Origin of the sequence: Bradyrhizobium sp. OK095, from assembly GCF_900109945.1 — a bacterium.
Classification (GTDB): domain Bacteria; phylum Pseudomonadota; class Alphaproteobacteria; order Rhizobiales; family Xanthobacteraceae; genus Bradyrhizobium.
Window position 1 is genome coordinate 324,504 of the sequence record NZ_FOBX01000008.1, and the last position, 23,487, is coordinate 347,990.

At 64.3% G+C, this 23,487-nt stretch carries 19 protein-coding genes; 11 read left to right on the forward strand and 8 right to left on the reverse strand.

From position 1 onward, the window contains the following. The first annotated feature begins 87 nt into the window (after positions 1 to 87). Complete coding sequence (locus BMW89_RS22740; RefSeq protein ID WP_092029229.1) at positions 88 to 1,446, forward strand: ABC transporter substrate-binding protein; 1,359 nt, start codon at positions 88 to 90, stop codon at positions 1,444 to 1,446. 194 nt (positions 1,447 to 1,640) lie between these two features. After that, on the forward strand, positions 1,641 to 2,573 hold the full coding sequence (locus BMW89_RS22745; protein WP_092029230.1) for a dihydrodipicolinate synthase family protein: 933 nt from the start codon (positions 1,641 to 1,643) through the stop codon (positions 2,571 to 2,573). A gap of 2 nt (positions 2,574 to 2,575) precedes the next feature. Here the strand turns inward: BMW89_RS22745 and BMW89_RS22750 are convergent, their stop codons facing one another. The 5 genes from BMW89_RS22750 to BMW89_RS22770 all read right to left on the reverse strand — a co-directional run bounded on the left by BMW89_RS22750 (position 2,576) and on the right by BMW89_RS22770 (position 8,851). Then, on the reverse strand, positions 2,576 to 3,256 hold the full coding sequence (locus BMW89_RS22750; RefSeq protein ID WP_092029231.1) for an SDR family NAD(P)-dependent oxidoreductase: 681 nt from the start codon (positions 3,254 to 3,256) through the stop codon (positions 2,576 to 2,578). 4 nt (positions 3,257 to 3,260) lie between these two features. Next, on the reverse strand, positions 3,261 to 4,451 hold the full coding sequence (locus BMW89_RS22755; protein ID WP_502686401.1) for a sialidase family protein: 1,191 nt from the start codon (positions 4,449 to 4,451) through the stop codon (positions 3,261 to 3,263). Beyond that, a complete protein-coding gene (locus BMW89_RS22760) occupies positions 4,451 to 5,881 on the reverse strand; it encodes a sodium:solute symporter family protein (RefSeq protein WP_092029233.1) in 1,431 nt (476 codons plus the stop codon). Before BMW89_RS22760 ends, BMW89_RS22755 begins: the two co-directional genes overlap by 1 nt. 276 nt (positions 5,882 to 6,157) lie before the next feature. Continuing rightward, positions 6,158 to 7,411: a multidrug effflux MFS transporter gene (locus BMW89_RS22765; protein ID WP_092029234.1), complete on the reverse strand. Its 1,254-nt coding sequence runs from the start codon at positions 7,409 to 7,411 to the stop codon at positions 6,158 to 6,160. 87 nt (positions 7,412 to 7,498) lie between these two features. Continuing rightward, entirely contained in the window at positions 7,499 to 8,851 is a 1,353-nt protein-coding gene (locus BMW89_RS22770) for a glycosyltransferase (protein ID WP_092029235.1), read from the reverse strand. Positions 8,852 to 8,962: 111 nt separating this feature from the next. Between BMW89_RS22770 and BMW89_RS38580 the strand changes: the two genes are divergently transcribed. The 7 genes from BMW89_RS38580 (at position 8,963) to BMW89_RS37420 (ending at position 16,237) form a co-directional block, all read left to right on the forward strand. After that, positions 8,963 to 9,094 carry a hypothetical protein gene (locus BMW89_RS38580; RefSeq protein ID WP_283805332.1) on the forward strand — a complete coding sequence of 44 codons (132 nt, stop codon included), beginning with the start codon at positions 8,963 to 8,965 and terminating at the stop codon, positions 9,092 to 9,094. A 146-nt stretch (positions 9,095 to 9,240) separates the two neighbouring features. Next, positions 9,241 to 10,191 carry a c-type cytochrome gene (locus BMW89_RS22775; protein ID WP_177196247.1) on the forward strand — a complete coding sequence of 317 codons (951 nt, stop codon included), beginning with the start codon at positions 9,241 to 9,243 and terminating at the stop codon, positions 10,189 to 10,191. A 426-nt stretch (positions 10,192 to 10,617) separates the two neighbouring features. Further along, complete coding sequence (locus tag BMW89_RS22780) at positions 10,618 to 11,343, forward strand: response regulator (protein WP_092029237.1); 726 nt, start codon at positions 10,618 to 10,620, stop codon at positions 11,341 to 11,343. 147 nt (positions 11,344 to 11,490) lie between these two features. Next, entirely contained in the window at positions 11,491 to 12,105 is a 615-nt protein-coding gene (locus BMW89_RS22785; protein ID WP_092029238.1) for a DUF1127 domain-containing protein, read from the forward strand. A 223-nt stretch (positions 12,106 to 12,328) separates the two neighbouring features. Further along, positions 12,329 to 13,312 carry a cytochrome-c peroxidase gene (locus tag BMW89_RS22790; RefSeq protein ID WP_092029340.1) on the forward strand — a complete coding sequence of 328 codons (984 nt, stop codon included), beginning with the start codon at positions 12,329 to 12,331 and terminating at the stop codon, positions 13,310 to 13,312. Then, entirely contained in the window at positions 13,309 to 15,810 is a 2,502-nt protein-coding gene (locus tag BMW89_RS22795; RefSeq protein ID WP_092029239.1) for a two-component system VirA-like sensor kinase, read from the forward strand. The genes BMW89_RS22790 and BMW89_RS22795 overlap by 4 nt, the downstream gene beginning before the upstream one ends. A gap of 142 nt (positions 15,811 to 15,952) precedes the next feature. Next, on the forward strand, positions 15,953 to 16,237 hold the full coding sequence (locus BMW89_RS37420; protein WP_143062805.1) for a hypothetical protein: 285 nt from the start codon (positions 15,953 to 15,955) through the stop codon (positions 16,235 to 16,237). 64 nt (positions 16,238 to 16,301) lie between these two features. Here BMW89_RS37420 and BMW89_RS22805 read toward each other — a convergent pair whose 3' ends face one another. Further along, on the reverse strand, positions 16,302 to 16,817 hold the full coding sequence (locus tag BMW89_RS22805; RefSeq protein ID WP_092029241.1) for a YciE/YciF ferroxidase family protein: 516 nt from the start codon (positions 16,815 to 16,817) through the stop codon (positions 16,302 to 16,304). A 101-nt stretch (positions 16,818 to 16,918) separates the two neighbouring features. On the opposite strand from BMW89_RS22805, the gene BMW89_RS22810 reads away from it, so the two are divergent. Next, on the forward strand, positions 16,919 to 17,107 hold the full coding sequence (locus tag BMW89_RS22810; RefSeq protein ID WP_092029242.1) for a hypothetical protein: 189 nt from the start codon (positions 16,919 to 16,921) through the stop codon (positions 17,105 to 17,107). Positions 17,108 to 17,227: 120 nt separating this feature from the next. On the opposite strand, the gene BMW89_RS22815 is transcribed toward BMW89_RS22810, so the two are convergent. Continuing rightward, positions 17,228 to 18,112, reverse strand: coding sequence for a hypothetical protein (locus BMW89_RS22815; RefSeq protein WP_092029243.1), 885 nt, complete (start codon positions 18,110 to 18,112; stop codon positions 17,228 to 17,230). A gap of 1,011 nt (positions 18,113 to 19,123) precedes the next feature. Here BMW89_RS22815 and BMW89_RS22820 point away from each other — a divergent pair. Next, complete coding sequence (locus BMW89_RS22820; protein ID WP_177196256.1) at positions 19,124 to 22,228, forward strand: DEAD/DEAH box helicase; 3,105 nt, start codon at positions 19,124 to 19,126, stop codon at positions 22,226 to 22,228. 30 nt (positions 22,229 to 22,258) lie between these two features. On the opposite strand, the gene BMW89_RS22825 is transcribed toward BMW89_RS22820, so the two are convergent. Next, entirely contained in the window at positions 22,259 to 23,407 is a 1,149-nt protein-coding gene (locus tag BMW89_RS22825) for an amidohydrolase (protein ID WP_177196248.1), read from the reverse strand. Positions 23,408 to 23,487: the final 80 nt, after the last annotated feature.

A 23,487-nucleotide genomic window follows, 5' to 3' on the forward strand; every position in this document is an offset into this window, starting at 1 on the left:
GAGCAACCGGCGGGCTCCTCGCCGGGATGAGACGGAGAGGAAACAACAATGCGCGATAGAATTCTGCGATGGGCGAGACACTGTTCGATGGCGGTTTCTCTGCTCGTGCCGGTGATGGGAACGGCGAGCTCTGCTGCCGCCGAGGAGAAGCTCGTCGTCTGGTGGAACAAGGGCTATTACAAGGCCGAGGAAGACGCGCTGCTCGACGTCATCAAGAAGTTCGAGGCCAAGACCGGGGTCAAGGTCGAGCTGTCGCAATATGCGACGCAGGACATGATGCCGAAGCTGGTGGCGGCGCTCGATGCCGGCAGTCCGCCCGACGTCACCTATGCGGACACCTATCATTTCCAGGCTGCCGGCAAATGGGCTGCCGAAGGCAAGCTGGTCGATCTCGGCCCGGTGCTCGCGCCGATCAAGGGCGAGTTCTCCCCGCAGTCGCTCGAAACGGTCATGCTGTACAACGACAAGACCAAGGCGAAGGCCTATTACGCCTTCCCGCTCAAGCAGGCGACGCTGCATCTGCACTATTGGAAGGACATGCTGGAAGAGGGAGGTCTCAAGGAGACCGACATCCCGAAGGACTGGAAGGGTTTCTGGTCGTTCTGGTGCGACAAGGCGCAGCCTGCGGTGCGCAAGGCATCCGGCAAGCGCATCTACGGCATCGGCCATCCCATGGGCGTCGACGCCACCGACAGCTTCATCTCGTTCCTGGTGTTCATGGACGCCTACAACGTCGTGCTGGTCGACGACAACGGCAAGCTCCTGGTCGACGATCCCAAGGTGAAGGCGGGTCTCGTCGCCGCCATGAAGGACTATGTCGAGATCGCCGCGAAAGGCTGCACGCCGCAATCGGCGACCAGCTGGAAGGATCCCGACAACAACGTCGCCTTCCACAACAAGACGACGATCATGACCCACAATTCGACGGTTTCGCTGCCCGGCAAATGGCTGGACGATTCCGGCAACGAGACGCTCACCGCCGAGCAGCGCGACGAAGCCAAGAAGAACTATTACGACCGCATCCGCACCATGGTCTGGCCCAACAAGCCCGATGGCTCGCCGGTCCACACCCGCGCCTCGGTGGTGGTCGGCCTGATCTTCGAGCAGGCCAAGAACAAGGAGCGCGCCAAGGAGTTCGTCTCGTTCCTGCTGCGCGACGAAAACCTCCAGCCCTATATCGAAGGCGCGCTCGGCCGCTGGTTCCCGGTCAAGACCGCGGCACAGAAGTCCGCGTTCTGGGACGGTGACGTGCATCGCCGCGCCGTGCGCGACCAGTTCTTCGCCGGCGTCGGCGGCTACGAGATGAGCAAGAACTATAAGTTCACGACGCTCAACAACGAGAACGTCTGGATGAAGGCCGTCAACGCTATCGTCACCAACAAGGTGCCGGTCGAGAAGGCCGTCGACGACATGATCATGCGCATCAAGGAAGTGGCCGGCAACTGACCGCTAAAGCATGATCCGGAAAAGTGCGAAGCGGTTTTCCGAAAAGATCATGCGCGAACAACAACCTAAAGCGCGATGACGATTCATCCCAATCTCATCGCGCTTTAGCCCGAGCTGTTACGCTCACGCGTCGCAAGGAGCGTGAGCGGCAGGCTCCTGCCTGTCACCAATTTCAAAATCCTGGGAGCCGATTTGTGACCGCAACCATCAAAGGCATCATTCCCGTGATGCTGACGCCGTTCACCGAAGCTGATACGATCGACTATGCGGGCCTCGAAAAGCTGATCGAATGGTACATTGCCAATGGTGCGGATGCGCTGTTCGCGGTCGCCCAGTCGAGCGAGATGCAGTTTCTGAGTCTCGATGAGCGCGTCGCGCTGGCGCGCTTCGTCGTGCGGCAGGCGGCGGGCCGGGTGCCTGTCATCGCATCGGGGCACGTCAGTGAATCCCGCGATGATCAGGTGACTGAACTGACCTCCATCGCCGCAACCGGCGTGGACGGACTGGTGCTGGTGACGAACCGGTTCGATCCGAAGAGGCAGGGCGGCACCGTCTTCATGGACAATCTGCGCGCACTGCTCGACGCGCTGCCGGCGGGTCTTCCGCTTGGCCTCTACGAATGTCCCGCGCCGTTCCGCCGGCTGATGTCCGACGACGAACTCAAGTTCTGCGCCGGCAGCGGGCGCTTCGCGATCCTCAAGGACGTGTCGTGCGACCTCGAGACCGTGAAGCGCCGCGTGACGCTGACGAAAGGCTCGTCGCTTGCGATCGTCAACGCCAATGCGGCGATCGCTTTTGACGCCATGAGGGCCGGATCAGCCGGCTTCACCGGCGTGTTCACGAATTTCCATCCCGATCTCTACAAATGGCTGCTCACGCAGAGTGGCAAGCATCCGGCCCTGGCGAACGATCTCTCCGTATATCTCGTGCTCGCCGCGATGGCCGAGCCGATGGGATATCCCAAACTGGCGAAGCTGTATCATCAGAGACTCGGCACGTTCTCGTGCATCCGCAGCCGTGCCGTCGATTTCGACATCCGTGAGCGCTTCTGGGCGCTCGATGCGCTGCTGGACAAGATCATGCAGGGCCAGGCGAGCTTCCGCGCCAGGATCGCGGCCGCGGGCTGAGCTCAAAGCGAGCTGCCGCCGCAGATGACGAGCTGCTGTCCGGTGATGGACGCAGCCTCCGGCGACAGCAGGAACGCCACCGCGTGCGCCACCTCCTCCGGGCGGATGTAGCGGCCGATCGGCGGCAATTTTGGTACGACGTCGGCGCGCGAGGGATCTTTCAGCATCGGTGTCTCGGTCGCGGCGGGCGCGACCACGTTGACCGTGACGCCCTTCGGCGCGAGCTCGATCGCCCAGGACCGCGCCAGCGCGACCAGCGCCGCTTTCGTCGCGGCATATTGCCCGCGGCCGGCGGCACCTGATGCGGTGCGGCTGCCGATGAAGACGATGCGTCCTCCTTTCGGCAGGCGCGGCGCCAGCGCGTTGGCGAGACGTTCGGCGACGTCGACATGCAGCCGCCACATCGCAGCACCATCGTCATGATCGAGCGACCCGAGCTGGCCAACCTTCAGCATGCCGGCGGCATGAACGAGCGCGGCCGGCGCGAGTTCAGCGACGGCGTCCGCAACGCCGTCGACATCGTTCAGATCGAGCGACAGATGATCGAACGCCGGATGGTCGAACGTTACAGGCCGACGGCTGATCCCGGTGACGCGCCAGCCGTTGCGCAGCAGGCGCTCGACGATCGCGGCCCCAATCCCTGAACTGGCGCCGGTGACGAGTGCGTGAGGCCTCTTGTCCATGCTCTCAGTCCCGGCTGGGGCGCGTCACCCATTGCTCTGTCACACGCACATATTTGATCGCGCGGCGATGGAAGGTGAACGCTGTATGCAGCGCGCCGTCAGCGGTCTGTTTGACCGAGGGATAGGACAGCTCGCGATTGGTCTGGTCGCGTGAATTGTTGGTCATGCAGTAACCGTCGCCGGTCTCGACATTGCGCTTGCTCCAGCTCCGTCCGCCGTCGGTGGAGACGGCCAGCGTCATCGGCGCCCGCGGCGCGCCCCAGAATGCGGTGCGTCCGTCGGCCTTGCTGCCGTCGCCGGCGAGCACGGGCGGCAGATCGTCCTCGATTTCGTCATAGAGCGAGAGACGGCGCCCGGTTGCATCCTTGGCGCTGGAATCGTTGAAGACGAGCGCGAGATGTCCGTTGCCGAGCCGCGTCAGCTGGATCGAGGAATTGTTGTTGGGCAGCACGGTGGCAACAGGTGCCGACCAGGTGCGGCCGTGATCCTCGGACCTGCTCCGATAGATGTTGTCGGCCCAGCGGCTGCGATAGACGGCAATCAGCGATCCGTCGTCGAGCCGCGCGATGCACATATGCACGCAGCCGCGGCTGCCGGGGACATCGATGTCGCGCCAGGTCGTGCCGGCATCGGACGAGATCTTCACCGCGCTGGTGTCCTCGTCGCCGTTCCATTTCCGCCCCGGTGTGCTGTGGCAATAGAACACCGGCAGCAGCCAGTCGCCATTGTCGAGCACGACGATCGGCTGCCGGATGAAGGTGCCGCGGCCGCGATGCTCGGGAAACAGCGTTTCGATCGGACCCCAGCTCTTGCCATGGTCGCGCGAGAGACGGCGGCGGATGATGGCGGTGTCCTGGTTACCAGCCAGTTGCGCCGTCCACATCAGCCACAGCATGCCATCTGGAGCCGGGAACAGCACCGGGTTCTGCTCGGAACGCCCTTTGTCGTCGGACAGCTTTTCGGCGGGCGACCATTGCGTCGCGCCGCGGGGCAGGCGCGAGAAATAAACCGAGATGTCCGACATGCCCTCCTGCGTGCCGCCGAACCAGACGCAGGCCAGATCGCCATTGGCGAGCGGCATCAGATTGGCGGCGTGGTTCTGCACGCAAGGCGAGGGAATGAAGGCGTCGAACCGGTCGGGATCGCCGGCCGCCTGGCGAACGATGCCGTCGGCGGCGATCTCGATGTCCGTCATCATGTCGAAGTCCTTTCCACGAATGCATTGGGTTGCGCCGCCTGCGGCGTCGCGGCGGGTGTGCGGCCCAGCACGAGGCGCTCGATCGCCATCACGACCAACGGCGTTGCGGCCGCGACATACATGTTGTCGATGCCGAAGGGGTTGCCGAGCATGTACCAGACCGTGGTCGAGACGGCTGCGCCGATCAGGCCGGCCGTGGCGCCGCGATTGCTGGCAAACAGCGGCAGGTAGAAGCCCATCATCGCCACGATCGTGATCGACAGCCGCAGCGCGCGCGTGAAGAACGACAGCTTGAGGATCTCCGGAATGAAGAACACGAACACCAGCGGCGCGAGGCCGATCACGATCGAGAACACGCGGGTCATCTTCAGCTCGCGCTCCGGCGTCGGCTTCCAGTAGGGCACGTAGAAGTCGCGCACCACCAGCGAGGCGATCGCGAGCGCGACGGTGCAGACGCTGACGAAGATCGAGGCGACCAGCGAGGTCGTCACGAAGGCGGATGCCAGCGGCGGCATCTTCTCCAGAAACACCGGCAGTGCGTAGAGGCTGTTCATATCGGGATAGAGATACTTCGCGGCGACGCCGATCAGCGCGAGCAGGAAGCCGAGCGGCAGGCAGAACGCCGCCGCATAATAGGTCGCCTTGCGGGCGTCGTCGGCGCTCGGCGTCGAGGAGATCGCCTGCACGATGAATTGGGTCGAGAAGATCGCGCCGACGGTGCCGAAGGTCCAGGCGAAGATGGTCGCAAAGCCGATCTTGCCGTCCCAGGTGAAGTAATAGGCGGGCAGCTTGGCCTGGATCGGCGCGATGCCGCCGGTCAGCGACATCGCGACCGAAAAGATGATGATGATGCCGATCACCTTGAAGCCGCTGTGCAGGATCGTCACCCAGGCGACCCCCTTCAGTCCGCCGAACACGTAATAGAAGGTCGAGACCACCGCGATGATGCACATCGCGACGGGCATGCTGACATGCAGCGCAGTGGTGATGGCGGCCGCGCCGCTGACGTAATTGCCGACATTCACCAGCAGCAGCGCGTAGATCATGATCACCGATACGGTGAGCATGGTCGACTTGCCGTATTTCTGCGCGATCGCCGCCGAGATGGTGTATTCGCCGGAATTGTAGAGCTTCTTCACCATCAAGAGCCCGAACAACAGGAAGCCGATCGAGGCGCCGAGCACGGCCCATCCGGCTGCCATGCCCGACTGGAACGCTTCCTGCGCGGTCCCGACGGTCGATTTGGCGCCGACGAATTCGGACATCATCAGCACGCCGACGACGACGGCCGGCATCGCGCGCGCGGCGGTCATGAACTGGTCGCTGGTCCTGCTGCGCAGCTTGAACGTGAGCCAGGATGTGAAGGCGATGTAGGCGACGATCATCGCGACGATGAGCGTGCTGTCGCCATTGAGGATGGCTTGCATCGGTGGACGTTTCCTCTGGTGACGCGGATGCGGTGTTGTGAGCCCGCTTGGTCCGATGGGGTTATGTTCGGAATGCGAACAATTGTTCTTGATTTCTATTAGACCTTTCCAGGCGCGGTGCGTCAAGCGCATGGGTGGAAGCGGCGCGGCAACGCACCCCGTTGGGGGTGCATTGCCGCAGCAAGTTCAGAGGGTTACCGTGCGCAGGATTGCATCGTCTCGGGCGGACGGACTGCCGGCGCCCGCGGTTTCGCCGTCGCGCGATCCTTGCGAACCTCAGGAGCGCGTGGGGTTCCGCATCGCCACGCCGCTGGCATCGATCGTCTTCGCATGCAGGCGACGGTCGGCGGGACGCGCGACCAGAACATACAGGACCAATGCGAGCAGCGATGAGGCGGCCATCACCGCCGTCATCGAGAGCGCGGTCCGTCCGTCGAAGCGAACCGCGACAAATCCGCTCGAGATGGCGCCTGCGATCAATTGAATGCTCCCGGCGGCGGCGCTGACGGCGCCGGCGATATCGGGGAGGTGCTGCATCGTCGCGCTCATCACGCTCGGCACGCTCAGCCCGAAGCCGAGCGCCACCGCCATCAGCAGTGCGACGACGGGTGCGATGGGCATCCAGCCGGTCAATGTCATCGCGAGCAGGGCGACGCTTGATGCCGATGACAGCGTCAGCCCGATGGTGAGCATGTGGTCCGACGATATCCCGCGCCGGCCGAGCTGGCCGTCGAGCAGGGCACCGGCCATCACCGAGGCCGAGCAGGCGCTGAAGATCAGGCCATATTGCGCAGGCGGCAGCCCGACGGCGCCGACAAAGAACAGCGAGGCGCCGGTGACGTAGGCAAACACCGTCGCGCCGCCCGCGGCGCCGACCAGGATGTAAGCGAGCGACACCGGATGCGTCAGCACCCGGCGATAGCTGTCGATCACGGCTGATGGCACCAGGCGGCCGGATGGAGCGTCCGCCGCGGTCTCAGTGAAGCGAAACATCACCACCACCAACAGCATGAAGCCGATCGCGGCCTGGGTCGCATAGATCGATTGCCAGCCGGCAGCCGCCAGCAGGGCGGCGCCCGCGGTCGGCGCGATCACGGTCGCGACGTTGACTGCGACCATGACGTTGGCGATCTTGCCGCGCGCGGCGTCACCGTCGAAGAGATCGCGGATGATGGCGAAAGTCGTGGCCGTCGCGGCAGCGCCGATTCCCTGGAAGAAGCGGCACACGAGCAGAATCGGCAGCGAGGGTGCCAGCGCACAACTGACGCTGGCGGCGATGAACAGCGCAAGGCCAAACGCCAGCACCGGCTTGCGGCCAATACGGTCCGAGACCGGTCCGTAGATCAGCGGCGCGGTGGCAAGGCTCAGCATGAACGCGCTCATCGTCAGCCCGACATCCGCCGCGCTCACACGAAGCGCGGCGCCGGTGGCGGCCAGTGCCGGCAGATTGATGTCGATGCCGGAATACGGCAAAGCTGCGAGGGCGCCGAGCAGCAGCGTGAATGCAAAGGTGTCTGGTTCTAATCGCATGGACGAATATCCGGTGAGGTATGATGAGTTTTCACGCGGCGAAGGAGCGCGGTCGTGCCGCGCTCCTTCGCTCCGCTCCGCAGTGGATCAGGCGCGCCGGCCGGCACGCCGTCCCTGGCTCGCAGCGATCGCGCGCTGGCGCGACACCTCGGTCTCGTCGGTCACGAGCTCGCCGATGACCCGGACAATCTCCGCCCGCGTGTTGATCCCGGCGAACTCGTCCGCGATCTGCGCTGCGCGCAATTGATAGCGCGGCTCGTCGAGCACCGTCCGCACCGCGTCGCGCAAGGCCTCCGGCGTCGGCTCGTTGGTCTCGAGATTGACGCCGACGCCGGACCAGGCGACCCGCGCGTTGACGTCGGCCTTGTCCTCGGTCAGTCCCGCGGTGACCAGCGGGATGCCGTAGCTCATGGCCTGGTTGACGCTGCCATAGCCGCCATTGGTGACGAGCACGTCGACGTTCGGCAGCAGCCATTCGAACGGCAGATAGGGCGCGATGCGTGCGTTCGAGGGGATCTTGCCGGGGATGGCATCGACCGGCCGTCCGCCCGCAGTCGCGATCACCAGGATGTCGGGCTCGTCGGCAAGCGCTGCCAGCGTCGGGGCGACCAGCAGGTTGAAATTGTGATTGGCCACCGTTCCCTGCGTCACCAGAACGACCTTGCGCGAACCGTCGAGGTCCTCGGCCCATGACGGCGGCGGGACCTGGTTGGCAATGATCGGAGGCGTGCCGACGAAGTGCACGGAGGACGGGACCTCGCGCGGAAATTCGAAACTCGGCACCGACAATTGCAGATAGGCATCCCCGAGGGCCACCACGGAATGGAACAGCGGCATCGAGATCGGCCCGACGCCGAGGGTCTTCAGCGCCCGGTTCAGGCGCAGCGACACCGGCTGATCGACCGCGGCATCGTAATCCCGCGCCATCGCCGCATATCGATCGCGCTCGTCGTCGCTCTTTGCCGGCGGCAAGCCGAGGAAATTGGGGGCGCCGTCCTCGCGCGCCCAATGCAGGAACGAGGTCCCGCAGAGCGCGATCGGCGGCCGCTGCGAGCGCGGTCCGAGCAGCATCGGCAGCACGCCGAACAGCATGTCGTCGCTGACGATGATGTCGGCGGGAAATTGCCGCAACACCTGCAGCAGCCCTTGGTGCTGGGCCGGAATGGCGTCGACGAAGATGCGCTCGCAAACCACGCGGAACCACTCCAGCCCGGGCGGAATGGTCTTGAGTTCGGGGACCCGCGAGAAGATGTCGTTCGGATCGAAGTCCGCACCCTCCGGCAGGGGAAAGAACTTGACGCCGGCGGCTTCGACACGGGCGCGAAAGGCGGTGCCAGTCATGAAAGCAATCTCATGACCTTCGGCGATCAGGATCTGCGTGATCGCCAGCATCGGATTGAGATGACCCGTCGCAGGCGTCGAAGCGATAAGAATCTTCATGGGAGATGACCTCTTGATGATCGAAGCACGGTTGCCACAGGGCAGCCGTTCGCGTGAGCAAGAGGGAATTGAGCGGATCGCCGTTACGCCAAGGCTTCCGATGGCCACCAAATGGTTACGTCGGCAACGCATCATGGCGCGGCCAAGGCTGGCATGAAGGCCGGCATCAAGGCCGGCGTCGCGCCGGCAGCGATGGTGTCGCCGCACGAGGATTACGATTGTAACGCGAGCAGCCTGCCGTGAAACGAGGCGGTAATGCCGCGCTCGTAATCCCGCACAGCGCCATTTGGCGCGCCGCGGACATTCAACGGCGATTTGGCCGAAGGCAATTATTGACGACCAGGATATCGCGCGGTTGTGACCGCGCAGAATTCTTTGAGGAGTACGCCATGCAGGATATTGTCGCCCTGGCGGCGATGGTCGCTCTCATCGCGCTTTTGGTCTGGCTCGGCGTTCGCGCCCTGAGGGCAGATCATGTTGTCGTGAAGTGGGGCGGGGTGGGGCTGGCGGCAATGCTGGCCGTCACGCTATCAGGCGTGAGCGGGTTGACCGCAGCGGGCATCGTCAAGCAGCACACGCGTTCCGCCCCGGTCCCCGATCTCAAGATCGAGGCGACGCCGGAACGAATTGCCCGCGGCCGGGCCATTGCCAACGGCTTTTGCGCCGGATGCCACTCGAAGAGCGGAGTGTTGTCGGGCGGCGGCGACGTCGGCGAGGATCTCCCGCTTCCGATCGGCTCTTTCGTGCCCGCGAATCTCACTCCCGCCGGAGTGTTGAAGCTTTGGTCCGACGGCGAGATCTTTCGCGCCATTCGCAATGGCGTCGACGCGCAGGGGGGATGGCTGGCCATCATGTCCTTCACCAATGCCGGCCGGCTCAGCGACGATGACACCAGGGCGGTGATCGCCTATATCCGCAGCTTGCCCGCGACGGGGGAGCCGACCCGGGATCCGCCCGACCATTTCAGCCTGCTGGGGCTGGCGATGCTGGGCGCCGGACTGCTGCCGGACGCCAAGCCGGTCTTTACCGGTGTGATCGTCGCGCCGCCGAAGGCGCCGACGGCCCGCTATGGCAGGTACCTGCTGTCCTATCAGGACTGCCGCGAATGCCACGGCAAGGATCTCTCCGGCGGCGTGCCCGGCCAATTGCCGCCGCTCGGACCCGACCTCATCATCGTCAAGGACTGGAGCCAGGCCCAATTCATCACAACCATGCGCACGGGTGTCGATCCGAACGGACATCGGCTCGAAGAGCAAATGCCCTGGCGACCGATCGGGCGGATGGATGACGACGAGCTGGCTGCGATCTACCAGTTCTTGGCGGCTCTCCCGCGCTCCTGACACACACCTCGCCAACGATCTGGTGCGGCCGGTCTCGCCGGCCGCACCGTCGTCATGCACGCAAGGGCGTCAGCGGAAGCTCGCGCGCAGTGGGCGCCGACGTCGTGCACGCAGGAAAATTTCACGGTCTTTCGTTGCGAGGCGCGCAACGCGTCATCACCGCCGAACAGTCCCTTCGTCTCCGACGAACAATGACGCAGGCGGGCACACTGGAATCGCTCAAAAGTAGCATTAGCTCGGATCACAATGCTTCACGTCTGCGACATCCAATGGAATTAGCCGCAGAAATACCGGGTTACGGCGCCATCGAAGCGTTATGGACGGTGTCGCGCGTGGCGAGGATTTGGCTGTGCCCTATATCATTTTGAGCGATTGCAGATATTAGATCGCAACTCTGTTGGTGACGGCAGATTTTGAGAGAGAAGTATGCTTGCAGATGTTGGCCACATCGTCGTTGTCGACGACGATCCCACCTTGCGACAGATGGTGATCAGATATCTGGAGGAGCACAACGTCCCGACCAAGGCGGCCTCCAACAGGACTGAGTTGAACCACTATCTCGAAGCCAGTCAGCCCAGCCTGATCATTCTCGACCTTCGGCTTGGTCAAGAGGACGGTCTGGACCTGCTGCGCGAAATCCGTTCGCATTCCGACGTGCCCGTCATCATCACGACCGGCCACCGCCCCGATGAGATCGATCGTATCGTTGGCCTCGAGCTCGGCGCCGACGACTACATCATCAAGCCGTTCTCGTTGCGAGAGCTGCTGGCACGCGTCCGGGCGGTGTTGCGGCGACAGGAGATGGGCCGTGCCGCGCGCGCCCGCGATCCCGAGCGCGGCGGCTATCGCTTCAGCGGATGGAAGCTGGAGCGCCGCGGCCGCAAGTTGATCGATCCCAACGAAGCGCCGGTGCCGCTCAGCAAGGGCGAGTATGCCTTGTTGCTGGCCTTCCTCGAAGCGCCGCAGCGGCCATTGACCCGTGAGCACCTGCTGCAGGCGACCCGTATCCACGAGGACATTTTCGATCGCAGCATCGACGTCCAGGTGCTGCGGCTGCGGCGCAAGCTGGAGTCAGATCCGAGCGCGCCGCGCGTCATTCAGACCGAGCGCGGTGTCGGCTATGTCTTCGCGGTTCCCGTAGAACCGTTTTAGACGCGGAAGGCGTTTGCGCGGAGATCATGCTCATACAAAAATGCCACCGCCGGATTGCAACTGTAACCCCTTTGCCGGTGGCGGTGATCTCGGTGTAACGGCCTGTATGCAGATTGCCTCCCACCAACAGCGTGTGGGAGATTTACGATGAAAACGCAGTCTCGCAGTGTAGCCCGTGTTGTCCGGCTGAGTGTCACCGAGCCTGATGGGCCGGGCTGGCTCGCACGGTCCGATGGCCGCGGCCTTGTCCGTCTCGGGTCCGACCGCAGCACGATGCAGGGCGTTGCAAACATCGGGGCGCATCCTGATGCGGAGCCGGAGCGGAACGCCCGCTCATTCTGGTGGGAGCTGGTCTTTGCCATGATGGAAGGCTTTGCCCTCTATGGCGCGGCGTTGCATCCGACGGCGGCCATGCCGGTTCACGCCATTCTGGCGGCCACGAGGGATCGCCCGCTTCACCCTGACGTCGGCGAGCCGCCGGAGCCGGTGCAGAGCAGCGCCAGCACGGAGGCCGCCAGCACCGGCAAATTGGTCAAGCTCGATCGCGTCCGGCCGCTCGAGGCGCAACCGGAGCGGCATCGGAATTGGCTGCGCGCGGCGGGTGAGAAAGTGGCGGCACTGCCGGCACAGCTGCGGCATGAGCGCGAGATCAGACGGGCGGTTGCCGCTCTCAATGAGCTCGACGACCGGTCGTTGCGCGATCTCGGAATCTGCAGCCGTTCCGAAATCGAGTGGACGGTGAGATACTGCCATGATTGCTGATACGTTCTATCTTGCCTTCGCCGGGCTGGACCTCTGCCACGCCGCGTGCCGTTTGATGATCTCGAGCGGCTTCGACGCCGGCATGTTCGGCCTCCGTCTGCGGATCTGGCCCAGGTCACGTTCATGGTCACGTTCATGGCCTCGTTCACGAAATCATCAGGCTTCGATCAAAAACCCTTGAAGAGATGCAGCTGGTTTCGTTTCCACCCCTATATGATTGACAGTGCGACCATTGATTGGATTTCGCGGAGCCGGACCAGGCGCCGGCTATCGGGGCGGCGTCATCGCCATTTGCGCGGTGCTGTTGTGCTGCGTGGAAGTCACGCCTGCGCCGTCGCAATCGCCGCCGCCAGTTGTAATGGACCGCGGCGAGCCGATCACGCCAATTCCTTCGGCTCCTGCCCTCGACCCGCTCAAGGTCGCGCTCGGCGAGAAGCTGTTCAGTGACCGCCGGATATCGCATGACAATTCCCACAGCTGCCAATATTGCCACGACGTCTCGACCAACGGCGCGAGCCAGAAGCCGCACGATACAGGTCTCGACGGGGCGGAGCTTGCGCTCAATTCGCTCACCGTCTTCAACTCGACTCTCAGCTTTCGTTTCAGCTGGGAAGGAAAATTCCGCACCGTCGAGGCCGATATCAATGCCTCGCTGGAAAGCCCGCGCATCATGGCTAGCAGCGCGGCGGAGATTGCCGCAAAGCTCGATGCCGATCTCGATATGCGCGGCCGCTTCATGGCGGCTTATGGCCGCCGTCCCGAGAGTGACGATGTCGTCGACGCGCTTGCAAGCTTTCAGCGCACGCTGCTCACGCCGGGCGGCAGGTTCGATCGCTGGCTCCAGGGCGACGACGCAGCGCTGTCTCCCGACGAACTGGATGGATACCGCCTGTTCAAGTCGCTGGGGTGCTCGGCCTGCCACCAGGGCGTCAATGTCGGCGGCAATTTGTACGAGCGACACGGCATATTCCATCCTCTCGCCTCGCCTGAGCCGAAGATCCTGCGCGTGCCGAGCCTGCGCAACGTCGCGACCACGCCGCCATATTTTCACGACGGCAGCGCACCGACGCTCGATGACGCGGTTCGCAAGATGGCGATGGCCCAGTTGAACGCGACGCTGACAGACCAGCAGGCCAAGGCGCTCGTCGCCTTTCTGGGCAGCCTGACCGGGACTTATCGCGGCGCGCCCGTGGGAGGCTCGCCGTGAGATCTGCTCCGCTCGTTGCCAGCTTTGCATTCGTGCTCGCGCTTCTCACCTGGCTCCTGCTCAACGGGCTGAACGTCAATTCGGCGCGTTACGATACCCAGTTGCAGGCGCTCGGGGATTTCAACCGGTTCGAACGCGGGATGACCAGGGAAGTCCTCACCGCGCGCGCCGGCCTATCGCGCAATTATGACGGGCTGGTGGAAATGGTGAATGCCTATGACGATGCTTTGACGCGGTTGCGCGACACTGCGGACCTCGACGCCGAGCAGACCATGGCGATCGACGTGCTGTCGGTGCGGGCCGGCCGGCAGGAGAGCCTGATCGAACGGTTCAAGAGCAGGAACGCGTTGCTCCAGAACTCCTTCGCCTATTTCGCCCTGTTCAGCGACAAGCTCTCTGAATCGGACTCCCGGCCGCTGGTGACGGCTTCCTCCGCATTGGCAGCCGCCATGCTGCGCCTGACGCTCGATACTTCGGACGCAGCAGCGCGCCAGGTCGAGGACCGGCTGGAAGAGCTGGCGCAACTGCAAGCGCCGCCGGTGGAAAAGGACTCGGTCAGCGCGCTGCTGACTCATGGACAGATGCTGCATGACCTGCTGCCCGATATCGACTTCATCCTGAAGACGCTCGTCGCCGATTCCAACAACCGCGAGCAGGATGCCATGCTGGCCGTCATCCTGAAACGCCAGCTTGCCGCGCGCGCTTCGGCGCGCAAGACGCGGTTGCTCCAGTATATCACCTCGCTGCTGCTGCTTACCGGCATCATCTATTTCGGCATGCTGCTCCGCAAACGGGCCGTGACGCTGCGCCGGCGCGCGACGTTCGAGCACGCGATCGCCAACATCTCGATGCTGTTCATCAACTCGAGCAACGAGCGGATCGCCACCGATGTCGAGATGGCGCTGCACCAGCTTGCCGGATATATCGGCGCGGACCGGGCTTATTTTGCCTGCATGGTCGGGACCACGATGCAGACCTATCGGTGGTCCCGCGACGACGTCGCGTTCGAGCCGGGCTGGCCGGAGCGGCTGTTGGGCCTCGCGCCGCGATTTGACGGCGGCGACGACGGCATCGTCTATATTCCCAAGGTCAACGGCTCACATCGCCATGATACGATGAACCTGCTCGCCGAGGCCGGCGTGAGCGGCTGGCTATGCATCATGGCGGCCTATGGCAGCCGCGACTGCATTCTCGGCTTCGATGCCGTGCGTGGCGGCGCGCTCACCTACTGGGCCGAAGTGTCGCTATTTCGCATGGCCTTCGACGCCATCGGCAACGCGATCAGGCGGGCCCGGCTCGAAGGCGAGAAGGAGCGCCTGCAGGCGAGCTTGCAGCATGCGCGTCGCATGGAGACCATCGGCACCTTCGCCAGCGGCATCGCCCACAACTTCAACAACATCGTCGGTGCCATTCTCGGCCATGCCGAGATGGCCGATGCGCGCGTCCCCTCGGGAAGCCGACCTGCTGCGAATCTGGCCGAGATCCGCCGCGCCGGTGAGCGGGCGCGCGAGCTGGTCGAGCAGATTCTCTCCTTCGGCCGTCGCGGCGAGGGCAGGCGGGAGCGCGTCTGCGTCAAGACCCTGGTCGACGAAACCAGATCGCTGTTGGCGGCATCGCTGCCCTCGCACGTCAAGTTCGAGGTCAGCGAGACGGCGGACATGGCCGTCGTGGCCGGCGAGTCCGCCCAGTTGCAGCAAGTCATCCTGAACCTGTGCAATAATGCGGCGCAGGCGATGAAGGAACCAGGCCGCATCGAGCTTGGGATCAAGACGCATGATCTTTCAAAGCCGCTGGCGGTCGGTCGCAGTGAAGTCGGTCCTGGCCGCTTCACCGTCATCTCGATCTCCGATCCCGGACCGGGCATGGATGAGGCGACGCTGGAGCGGATCTTCGAGCCGTTCTTCTCCACCCGCCCGGACGGCAACGGGCTTGGGCTCGCAACGGTTCACGAGATCGTCGAGCAACATGGCGGCGCCATCGCCGTGCAGAGCAAGCCGGATGCCGGCACGCGTTTCGACGTCTGGCTGCCGTGGGGCGAATCTGACGAGCCGGAGCCGGCTCAATACGGTTCGGAGCCGGCGCTCCGCGGCGCCGGCGAAACCGTGCTCGTGATCGACACCGACCCAAGCCGCCTGCTGCGCTATGAGGAAATTCTGGCGGCACTGGGTTATGAACCCGTCGGCTTCACCAGGCTCGCGGAAGCGATCGCCGCCTGCCGGGCCGCGCACGCCCGTTTCGATGCGGCGCTGGTGTGTCATTTGCCCGGAGGCTCCTCGCTCGATCTCGCGGCGGCCTTGCATGATGCCGTGCCCGATCTGCCGATCATCCTGGCGGCGCCCTCGACGCGCGACTTGGCGATGCCCTCGCTCAAGACATCCGGCATCACCGAGCTCGTCCACCACCCGCTGGTATCGGCGGAGCTCGCCGGCGCGCTGGCGCGGAGCCTTGTCGCATCAGTCAGGAGCGGAAGATTGAGGCGAGCCGCCGGGGCGTCCTGAGTCTGCCGGCGACGTTCCCGCGGCAGCGTAGCAGGTGGTTTCAACCGTAACGCGATATCGTCGCGGACGAAATCGCCAAGTAGCCGGCATCTTCTATTCCTCGTGAGCGCGTTCGCAATGTCACCGCGAGAGGAGAAAAATGATGCCGATCAGACCTGGTGCGACCATCATCGCAGCTACGTTGTTGCTCTGGCCGCTTTCAAGCCTCAGGGCCGGAGAGAGTGTCGGCGCCACCACGGCGATCGTCCCGATCGGTAGTTCCGCCTCGACAAAGTTTGCGGACTTGTACCGCCAAGCTCCCATTGGACACCGGCAGCCGAGGCCCAGCGAATTGTCCGCGCCTGTGCAGGCTTTATCCGCCGACGTCGAGCTGCGGCGGCTCGATGTTGAGATCGATCGCAAGCTGATCATCTGCCGCGGCTGCTGATCATCCCTGAAGGCGGCGGCCTGCGTGCCGGCCCGCCGCCCTCGCTCGCGTGACAAATATCCACTTACGCCGCGTTCGACGCCTTGGCGTTGACGCCCTTGCGCAAGGCGACCGTGTTCAGCTTGGTATTTGCAGCCTTTTCTTCGTTCAAATTGGTCGTCAGAAAGCGGACGATCTCGTCGTGCCCGAGCTCCTCGGCCCAGGCAATCAGCGTCCCGTAGCGACACATCTCGTAATGCTCGACGGCCTGCGCGTTCGCGACGATGGCGGCGTCCAGCACGGCCTTGTCCTCGATCTCGCCAGCGGTCTCGTCGGCCTCCTTGATGATGCCGTCGATGGCCGGGCAATGCGTCCCGTTGGGTTCCTTGCCGAGCTTCGCAAATACCTTCTGAAGCCGCTCCACCTGCTTGCTGGTCTCGTCGAGATGGTTGGTGAGGCCGGTCACGAGGTCCCGGTTGGTGGCCTTGTCGATCATCTTCGGCAGAGCCTTCAGGATCTGTTGCTCCGCATAATAGATGTCCTGCAACCCGTGGATCAGCAGGTCGTCCATCGATTTGATATCCTTTGTGAACAATCCCATCTGCAATGTCTCCCTTTCGTAATGGCTGGTCTTGATGACTGCTCTGGAACGTCGGCGCGCGCTCGCAGTTCCTATTCACGGAACGGACAGGGAGCACCGATATGCCCGACGAACGCTTTGCCGCATTGCTGGGCCAGGCCGCGATGGACGTGTGGGGCGATATGCCGCGCGACGTCCAGGAAGCGCTGTTCGAGACGGCGATGAAAGGTCATGCCGGAGACCGTGAAGCGCTCGCGCGATTGCTGCATGATCGCCATCCGCGCACGGCTCATCCCGTCAAACCGGATTGAAGCAGGGGATGGAGCCGGCGCGGGAGCGCGATGCGATTGGTTGAATCGTCATCGCGCTTCAGGACTTTGTTCGCGTATCGTCTTGTCGGAAAAGCGCTCCGCACTTTTCCGGATCATGCTCTAGGGCATCGGCCGCGGTGCCGGCATTCGGCGCCGGGACCAACGGTTCGAATGGACCATCCAATCCGAGATGGGGGCTCCGTCCCGATGTCGCCCGCCGGCCGCAGCGCCGGCCCAGGCAGCGACGGCGCCGAGCAGTAACGCCGCTGCGGCAGAGAACGCCACGATGATGCTGACTGCGCGCGCTCTCGAGATCGCGCTTTTCGCATTGGCGATTGTCGTATCGACCCGCTTTTCCGCATCCGGTGCAGCGAGCCCGGTCAGAGCGGTCACCTGTTGAACGAGATAGGCCCTGTCGTCGGTCGCAACGCCGTTATGGCTGGAAGACGTCATCAAAATCCGCGCCGCCTCGGCGCGCTCCGCGGTGAGGCCGACATTGGGCGGTCGACGCGGTGCGCGAAACAGGTGATCGAGCTCAAAGCTCAGAACCGATGGTTCCGACGCCGACGGCGGCTGCGTGGTCGAGGTCGGCCTGCTTGACGCCCAGGCCACCAGCGCGACGAGAACGGCGCCGATCAAGACAGCCAGTGCCCACGAGGCCACACCATGAAATCCATCGCGGGTCTCGGTGTCGTCAGTGGTTGAGACATAGGGGACGCGCACGCGTCCTGCGAAATATCCGCCGCAGCCGAAGCTGATCAACGACTGAAGGATCAGAAAGATGCCCGAGAGCAGCCAGAGTGCGATGGAGGCATCCCGCCATGTCGGCGCCGTCGAGGCGACACCCAGGCCCAGAGCCGTCGCGAACGAAAGCATGATCAGCGAGAGCGCCGAGGCTGCCAGGGCGCCCGCCACAACAGGGGTCCATTGCAGGCCCCACGGCTCGAGCCTCTCCGGCGGGCGAATTGTTGCCTCATTGGCTGCAACAGGCGTTTCCATTGTCATGGCAGCACTACCGCAGGCCGAACAAGGATAACACGAACATGACGATGACAATCAATCCGACAAGGTAAACAATCCCGTCCATGCTGGGCTCCTCCAATTTGTCGCGTAACAATTCGATCAGTGTGCGGTGGTTCCTATGTGCAGCGCGGCAATCGGGGAAGAGCTGACGGAATTCTGGCGCGAATAGGAACACTACCTGCTTAAGGCTGCACGCGCCGGGAACAGGTCAGATGTCAGCGCGTACCGATGCGTTGGTGTCGCGGGCAGAAACCGGAAAAATGCCTCGCGTCCATCGTCCCTGTTGCGTCCGGTTGTCACCCGGCGGTGCGCGGGATCAACGCGAACAGGACGTCATGGTTGCTTCAGGCTGGCGGCAATCATGTCGGACCAAACCATTTCCGTCTGATGATGGACTGCGCCGAATTGTGCCCTACCGCGCGATCGGTGGCACGTAGAGATGGCGCGCGTTCTAGGGCCGCGCTTGTCCTGGAGGGAACGTCCGTGCATGGGTTGGGTTGCTTCAAGGGAAGGCCAGCGTTGGTGTCGATGACGGCGTTCTTGACAGCGCCGCGATGATGCCCCAGCGTGCGGCGCATCACGCCGCGCGCCGCAATCCGCTTCGTCGCAGCACCGCTTGATCGAACATGGCGAGAGTGCCGTGGGGCCGGGCGGATTTACGGTGCGGGACACGTGCGTTCGCACGGCAAATCCCATATGCATGGCGACGGACCGCCGAATCGGAACGGCTCGGCGCGTGTGCCATCGATGATTGTTGACAATTCGAGACGAATGAACGTGCGGCATTCCACAAAAACGCGGCTGGCGAAGACGTCGGGAAACAAGCTCTCTCGCGACAAGAACGCGCCGGCCAAGACTTCACGAACCAAGACTTCACGAACGAAGACTTTGCCGAAGAAAAGCGCGCCAAGGAAGAGCGCGCCGCGCGGACGTCTGCCGGCGAAGGGCAAGGCGGTGCAACGTGCCGCGGTCGCGTCGTCGTCGCCGCTTGGTCTGATGGCGCTGCATCTGCTTGCTCAATACAAGCAGTCCGGCAGCGCTGGCCTCGTGTTCCTCGCCGAGAGCGAGAACAGGGCGGAGCGGCTCGGCAGCATCCTTCATGGGCTCGACCCCTCCTGCGAGGTCCTGGTGTTTCCGCGGTTGAACACCTTGCCGTTCGACCAGCTGGAACCGTCCCACGAAATCGCAGGCCGGCGCGCGTCCGTGCTGCGGCGCCTGGCGAAATCCAAAAATCCGATCTTTCTGATCTCGACGGCGGAAGCCGTCATGGAGCGCTTGCCACTGCCGGCGAGCCTGCTCCGGCTCAACACCAGCCTGAAGGTCGGCGGGACGTTCTCGGAAGCCGAGCTTCGCGTGCGTCTGGAGGCCCTGGGTTACGATCTGGAAGACGAGCCTGATTATCCGGGCGGTGCGCTGTTCCATGGGCAGACCTTCGAGATATTTCCCGCGGGCGCGCTCGGTCCGTTCCGGATCGAGCATTCGGGGCGCACCATCAGCCGGATCGTGGCGTTCGACCCCAGAGAGCACGACGTTATTTTCGAGACCAAGGAGCTTCTCGTCGACCCGATGTCGGAACGGCTCGCCATGGCCGGCCGCGGCAAGCGCGCGACGCTGTTCGATTATTGCGGACGCGCCAAATGGATCGCCGATGCCGGGGTGCCGTTGCACGCTGACGGTTGGCTTAGCACGATCGAGGATGCTGCGACGCGCGCGGACAGGGAGCGCGAATATCTTGGACCGCGCGACTGGAAGCAGGCGACCAGGGGCATGAAGGTGCTGCCGCGGACGGCGCCGTTCCAGCCCACACCCGAATTCTCGAAACTGACATCTTCGCGCAAAGCCCTTCGCGCCTTCGTCGAGGAGACCCGGCAAGTCGATTCGCGCCTGATCTTCGTTGCCGCGCAGGAAGAGGATTTGCGCGCGATGGAGCGGATGAGCGGCGTGAAGGCGGAACGCGTCGCGGATTGGGACAAGGCCATGCGCGCGCGCAATCGCGAAGCGGCACTGATCGCCGATCTCGACGCCGGCTTCGTCATGCCCGGGCGAAAGGCCGTCGTCGTCCTGACCGCGTCCGACGTGCTCGGCAGCAGGGCCCATCATCCGCAGCCGATGGCGCGCAGCTGGGGCGCGGCCTTCGATCATGCCGATGTGCCGGAGCAGGGCACGGTGGTGGTTCATCTCCAGCGCGGCCTCGCCGTGCTCGATGGCTTGCAGACCGTTAACACCGGCGGCGGCGCCTTGCGGGAGATGGTCAGGCTGGTGTTCGCGGGAGGCAATGCCGCTCTCGTGCCGCCGCCCGATCTCGGTTTGATGTGGCCTTACGCGACGGAGCCCGGCAAGCTGGCGCTCGACAAGGCGGATGGCAGCACATGGTGGTCGCGCCGCACCTCGGCCGAGCTGGAGATCCAGATCGCCGGCAAGGCGCTCGCCAAGCACATCAGCCAGCGCCGCCGCCGGCGGGGTGCGAAGCTGGTGCCGCCGGGCTCGGCCTACGAAAAATTCGTCGCGCGCTTTCCTTACTTCACGACGGTCGATCAGGCCAAAGCCATCAATGACGTCCTGGACGATCTCGCCTCCGGCCATCCGATGGATCGCGTGATCTGCGGCGACGTCGGGTTCGGCAAGACCGAGGTGGCGTTGCGGGCCGCAGCCGCCGTGGTGCTCTCCGGGAAGCAGGTGGCGATCGCGGTGCCGACGACGGTGCTGGCACGGCAGCATGTCGCAACCTTCCGTAAGCGTTTTGCCCCGTTCGACATCGACGTCGGCAACATGTCGCGCGCGACGTCGGGTGCGGAGTTGCGCCAGACCAAGGAGGCCTTGCGCAGCGGCCGGATGAAGATCGTGGTCGGCACGCAGGCGCTCGGCTCGAAGGACGTAAAATTCGATGATCTCGGCCTCGTCATCATCGACGAGGAGCAGCATTTTGGCGCAGCCGAGAAAGCGAAGCTCTCGAGCCTCGCCAAAAATGTCCATACCCTCTGGATGAGCGCCACGCCGATCCCGCGCACGCTCGCCGCAGGTCTTGCCGGCTTCCGGGATCTCAGTGTGATCGCCTCGCCGCCGGTTCACCGGCTTCCGATCGCAACCAAGATCGCTCCACTCTCGGATGCCGCGATCGCTTCGGCATTGCTGCGGGAGCAGCGGCGCCACGGCCAGAGTTTCCTGGTCTGTCCGCGCATCCAGGATCTGGAGCCCATGCTGGCACGCGTGCAGGCAGTGGCTCCTGATCTCCGCATCGTCTGTCTCCACGGCAGATTGCCGGCCGACGAGATCGACGACCGCATGATGAGCTTCGTCGAGGGCGAGGCTGACGTGCTGCTCGCGACCAACATCGTGGAAAGCGGCCTCGACATTCCGCGCGCCAACACGATCGTGGTCTGCTGGCCCGAGAGATTCGGTCTCGCCCAGCTCCACCAGCTGCGCGGACGCGTCGGCCGCGGCGGCATCCGCGCCTTCGCCTATTTGCTGAACGAGACAGGCTCCGAGCAATCGGAGAAGCGGCTCGCCGTCCTCGAGGAGTTCAGCCGGCCGGGTGCGGGCTTTGCCATCAGCGAGCGCGATCTGGATCTGAGAGGCGCGGGCGATCTGTTTTCGGAGCAGCAATCCGGCCATGTCCAGGTGTTCGGGCCGGTGCTCTACAGCCATCTTCTGAAAATGGCCTCCGAGAAGGTCGCTGACGGACGGGTCGAGATGTGGGTGCCCGACCTCAATCTGCCGATCGCGGACATGCTTCCCGAAACCTATGTGCAGTCCGAGCCCGTGCGGCTCGAGCTCTATGCCCGGGCCGCGCGGTGCCGGAGCGAGGACGAACTCGACGATCTCGAAGAGGAAACCTCGCGCCGGTTCGGTCAACTGCCGAAGATCGCGTGCGACTTCTTCGCTGCGGCAAGGCTGAGGCTCGATTGCAGGCGGCGGGGCATCGTCCGCCTCGACGTCGGCACAAGTGCGGTGGCCGCAACGTTCCTGCCGGGCCGCTTGCGGAAATCGCGCGGCAAATCGCTGCAACGCGACGGCGACCGCGTCGTCTATCACAGCCAGATGCGCGATGCCCCGTTCGACCGGGTCGAGGAATTGTTCGAAGTCCTGGACGAGGCGTGACGGCGGCGGCCGGATGGCCGCCGCGCGCAGCTAGTTGGATGCCAGCGCCGTCTTCGCGACCTCGGCCATCCAGTCGGATGCGACGGGGAGGATCGCGTCGTTGAAATCGTAGCGCGGGCCGTGCAGCTCGGCGCCGTCGCGCAATTCGCCGTTGCCGATCCAGACGAAGGCGCCTGGACGCTGCTGGAGGTAGTGGGCAAAATCCTCGCCGGCCATGCTGGGCGCGAGGTCGCGGCGAACCGGCGTCTGCATCTTCTCGGCGGCGAGGCGCGCGAGACCCGCTTCCGCCGGCGTGTTGATGACGACGCCGACGCCCATCACGATCTCCGGCGTGACCTTGACGCCAAAGCTCGTCGCGATGCCGGCGCAGATCTCGCCGATCCGCGCAAGCAGGATGTCCTTCACCGCCTCGCGATGATACCGCAGCGTGCCGCCGATCGTGACACGTCCTGCGATCTGGTTGCGCGCCGTGCCGCCTTCGAGCGTGCAGAGCGAGAGCACGGCGGTGTCGAGCGGATCGACGCTGCGCGACACGATCGATTGCAGCGCCACGATGAGGTGGCCCGCCGCCATCACCGGATCGCGCGTCAGATGCGGCATGCCGGCGTGCCCCGCATGGCCGTCGATGGTGATGCTGACGCGTCCGCCAGAGGCCATGACCACGCCGTCATGGACCGCAACCGTGCCGGCCTGAAGGCCCGGCCAGTTGTGGAAGCCGAACACCCGGTCCATCGGAAAGCGCTCGAACAGCCCGGCCGCGACCATCGCGCGCGAGCCGCCAAATCCTTCCTCGGCCGGCTGGAAGATGAAATCGACCGTGCCGCTCCAGCTGGGATCAGTAGCGAGCAGCGCCGCGGCGCCGAGCAGCGAGGCGGTGTGCCCGTCATGGCCGCAGGCATGCATCACGCCTGGATTCGTCGACGCATAGGGCAGGCCGGTGTCCTCAGTGATCGGCAGCGCATCCATGTCGGCGCGCAGGCCGACGCGGCCTTGTGCCGCCCCCTGTGTCAGCGTCGCGACGATACCGTGGCCGCCGACGCCCGCCTCGAAGGGAATACCGAGCTCGGTGAGTTTTTCCTGCACGAAGGCGGCAGTGGCCTTCTCCTGCAAGGACAATTCGGGGTGGGCATGCAGATGCCGGCGCCACGCGGTCAGTTTCTGGTGCAACTCGGGGGTCAAGGTGGGGCTTTCGCAAGGGAGGGCCGGCTGCTGCCAGCATAACCGAATATCGGGCCGCCACATCAAGCGCCTTGGAATGC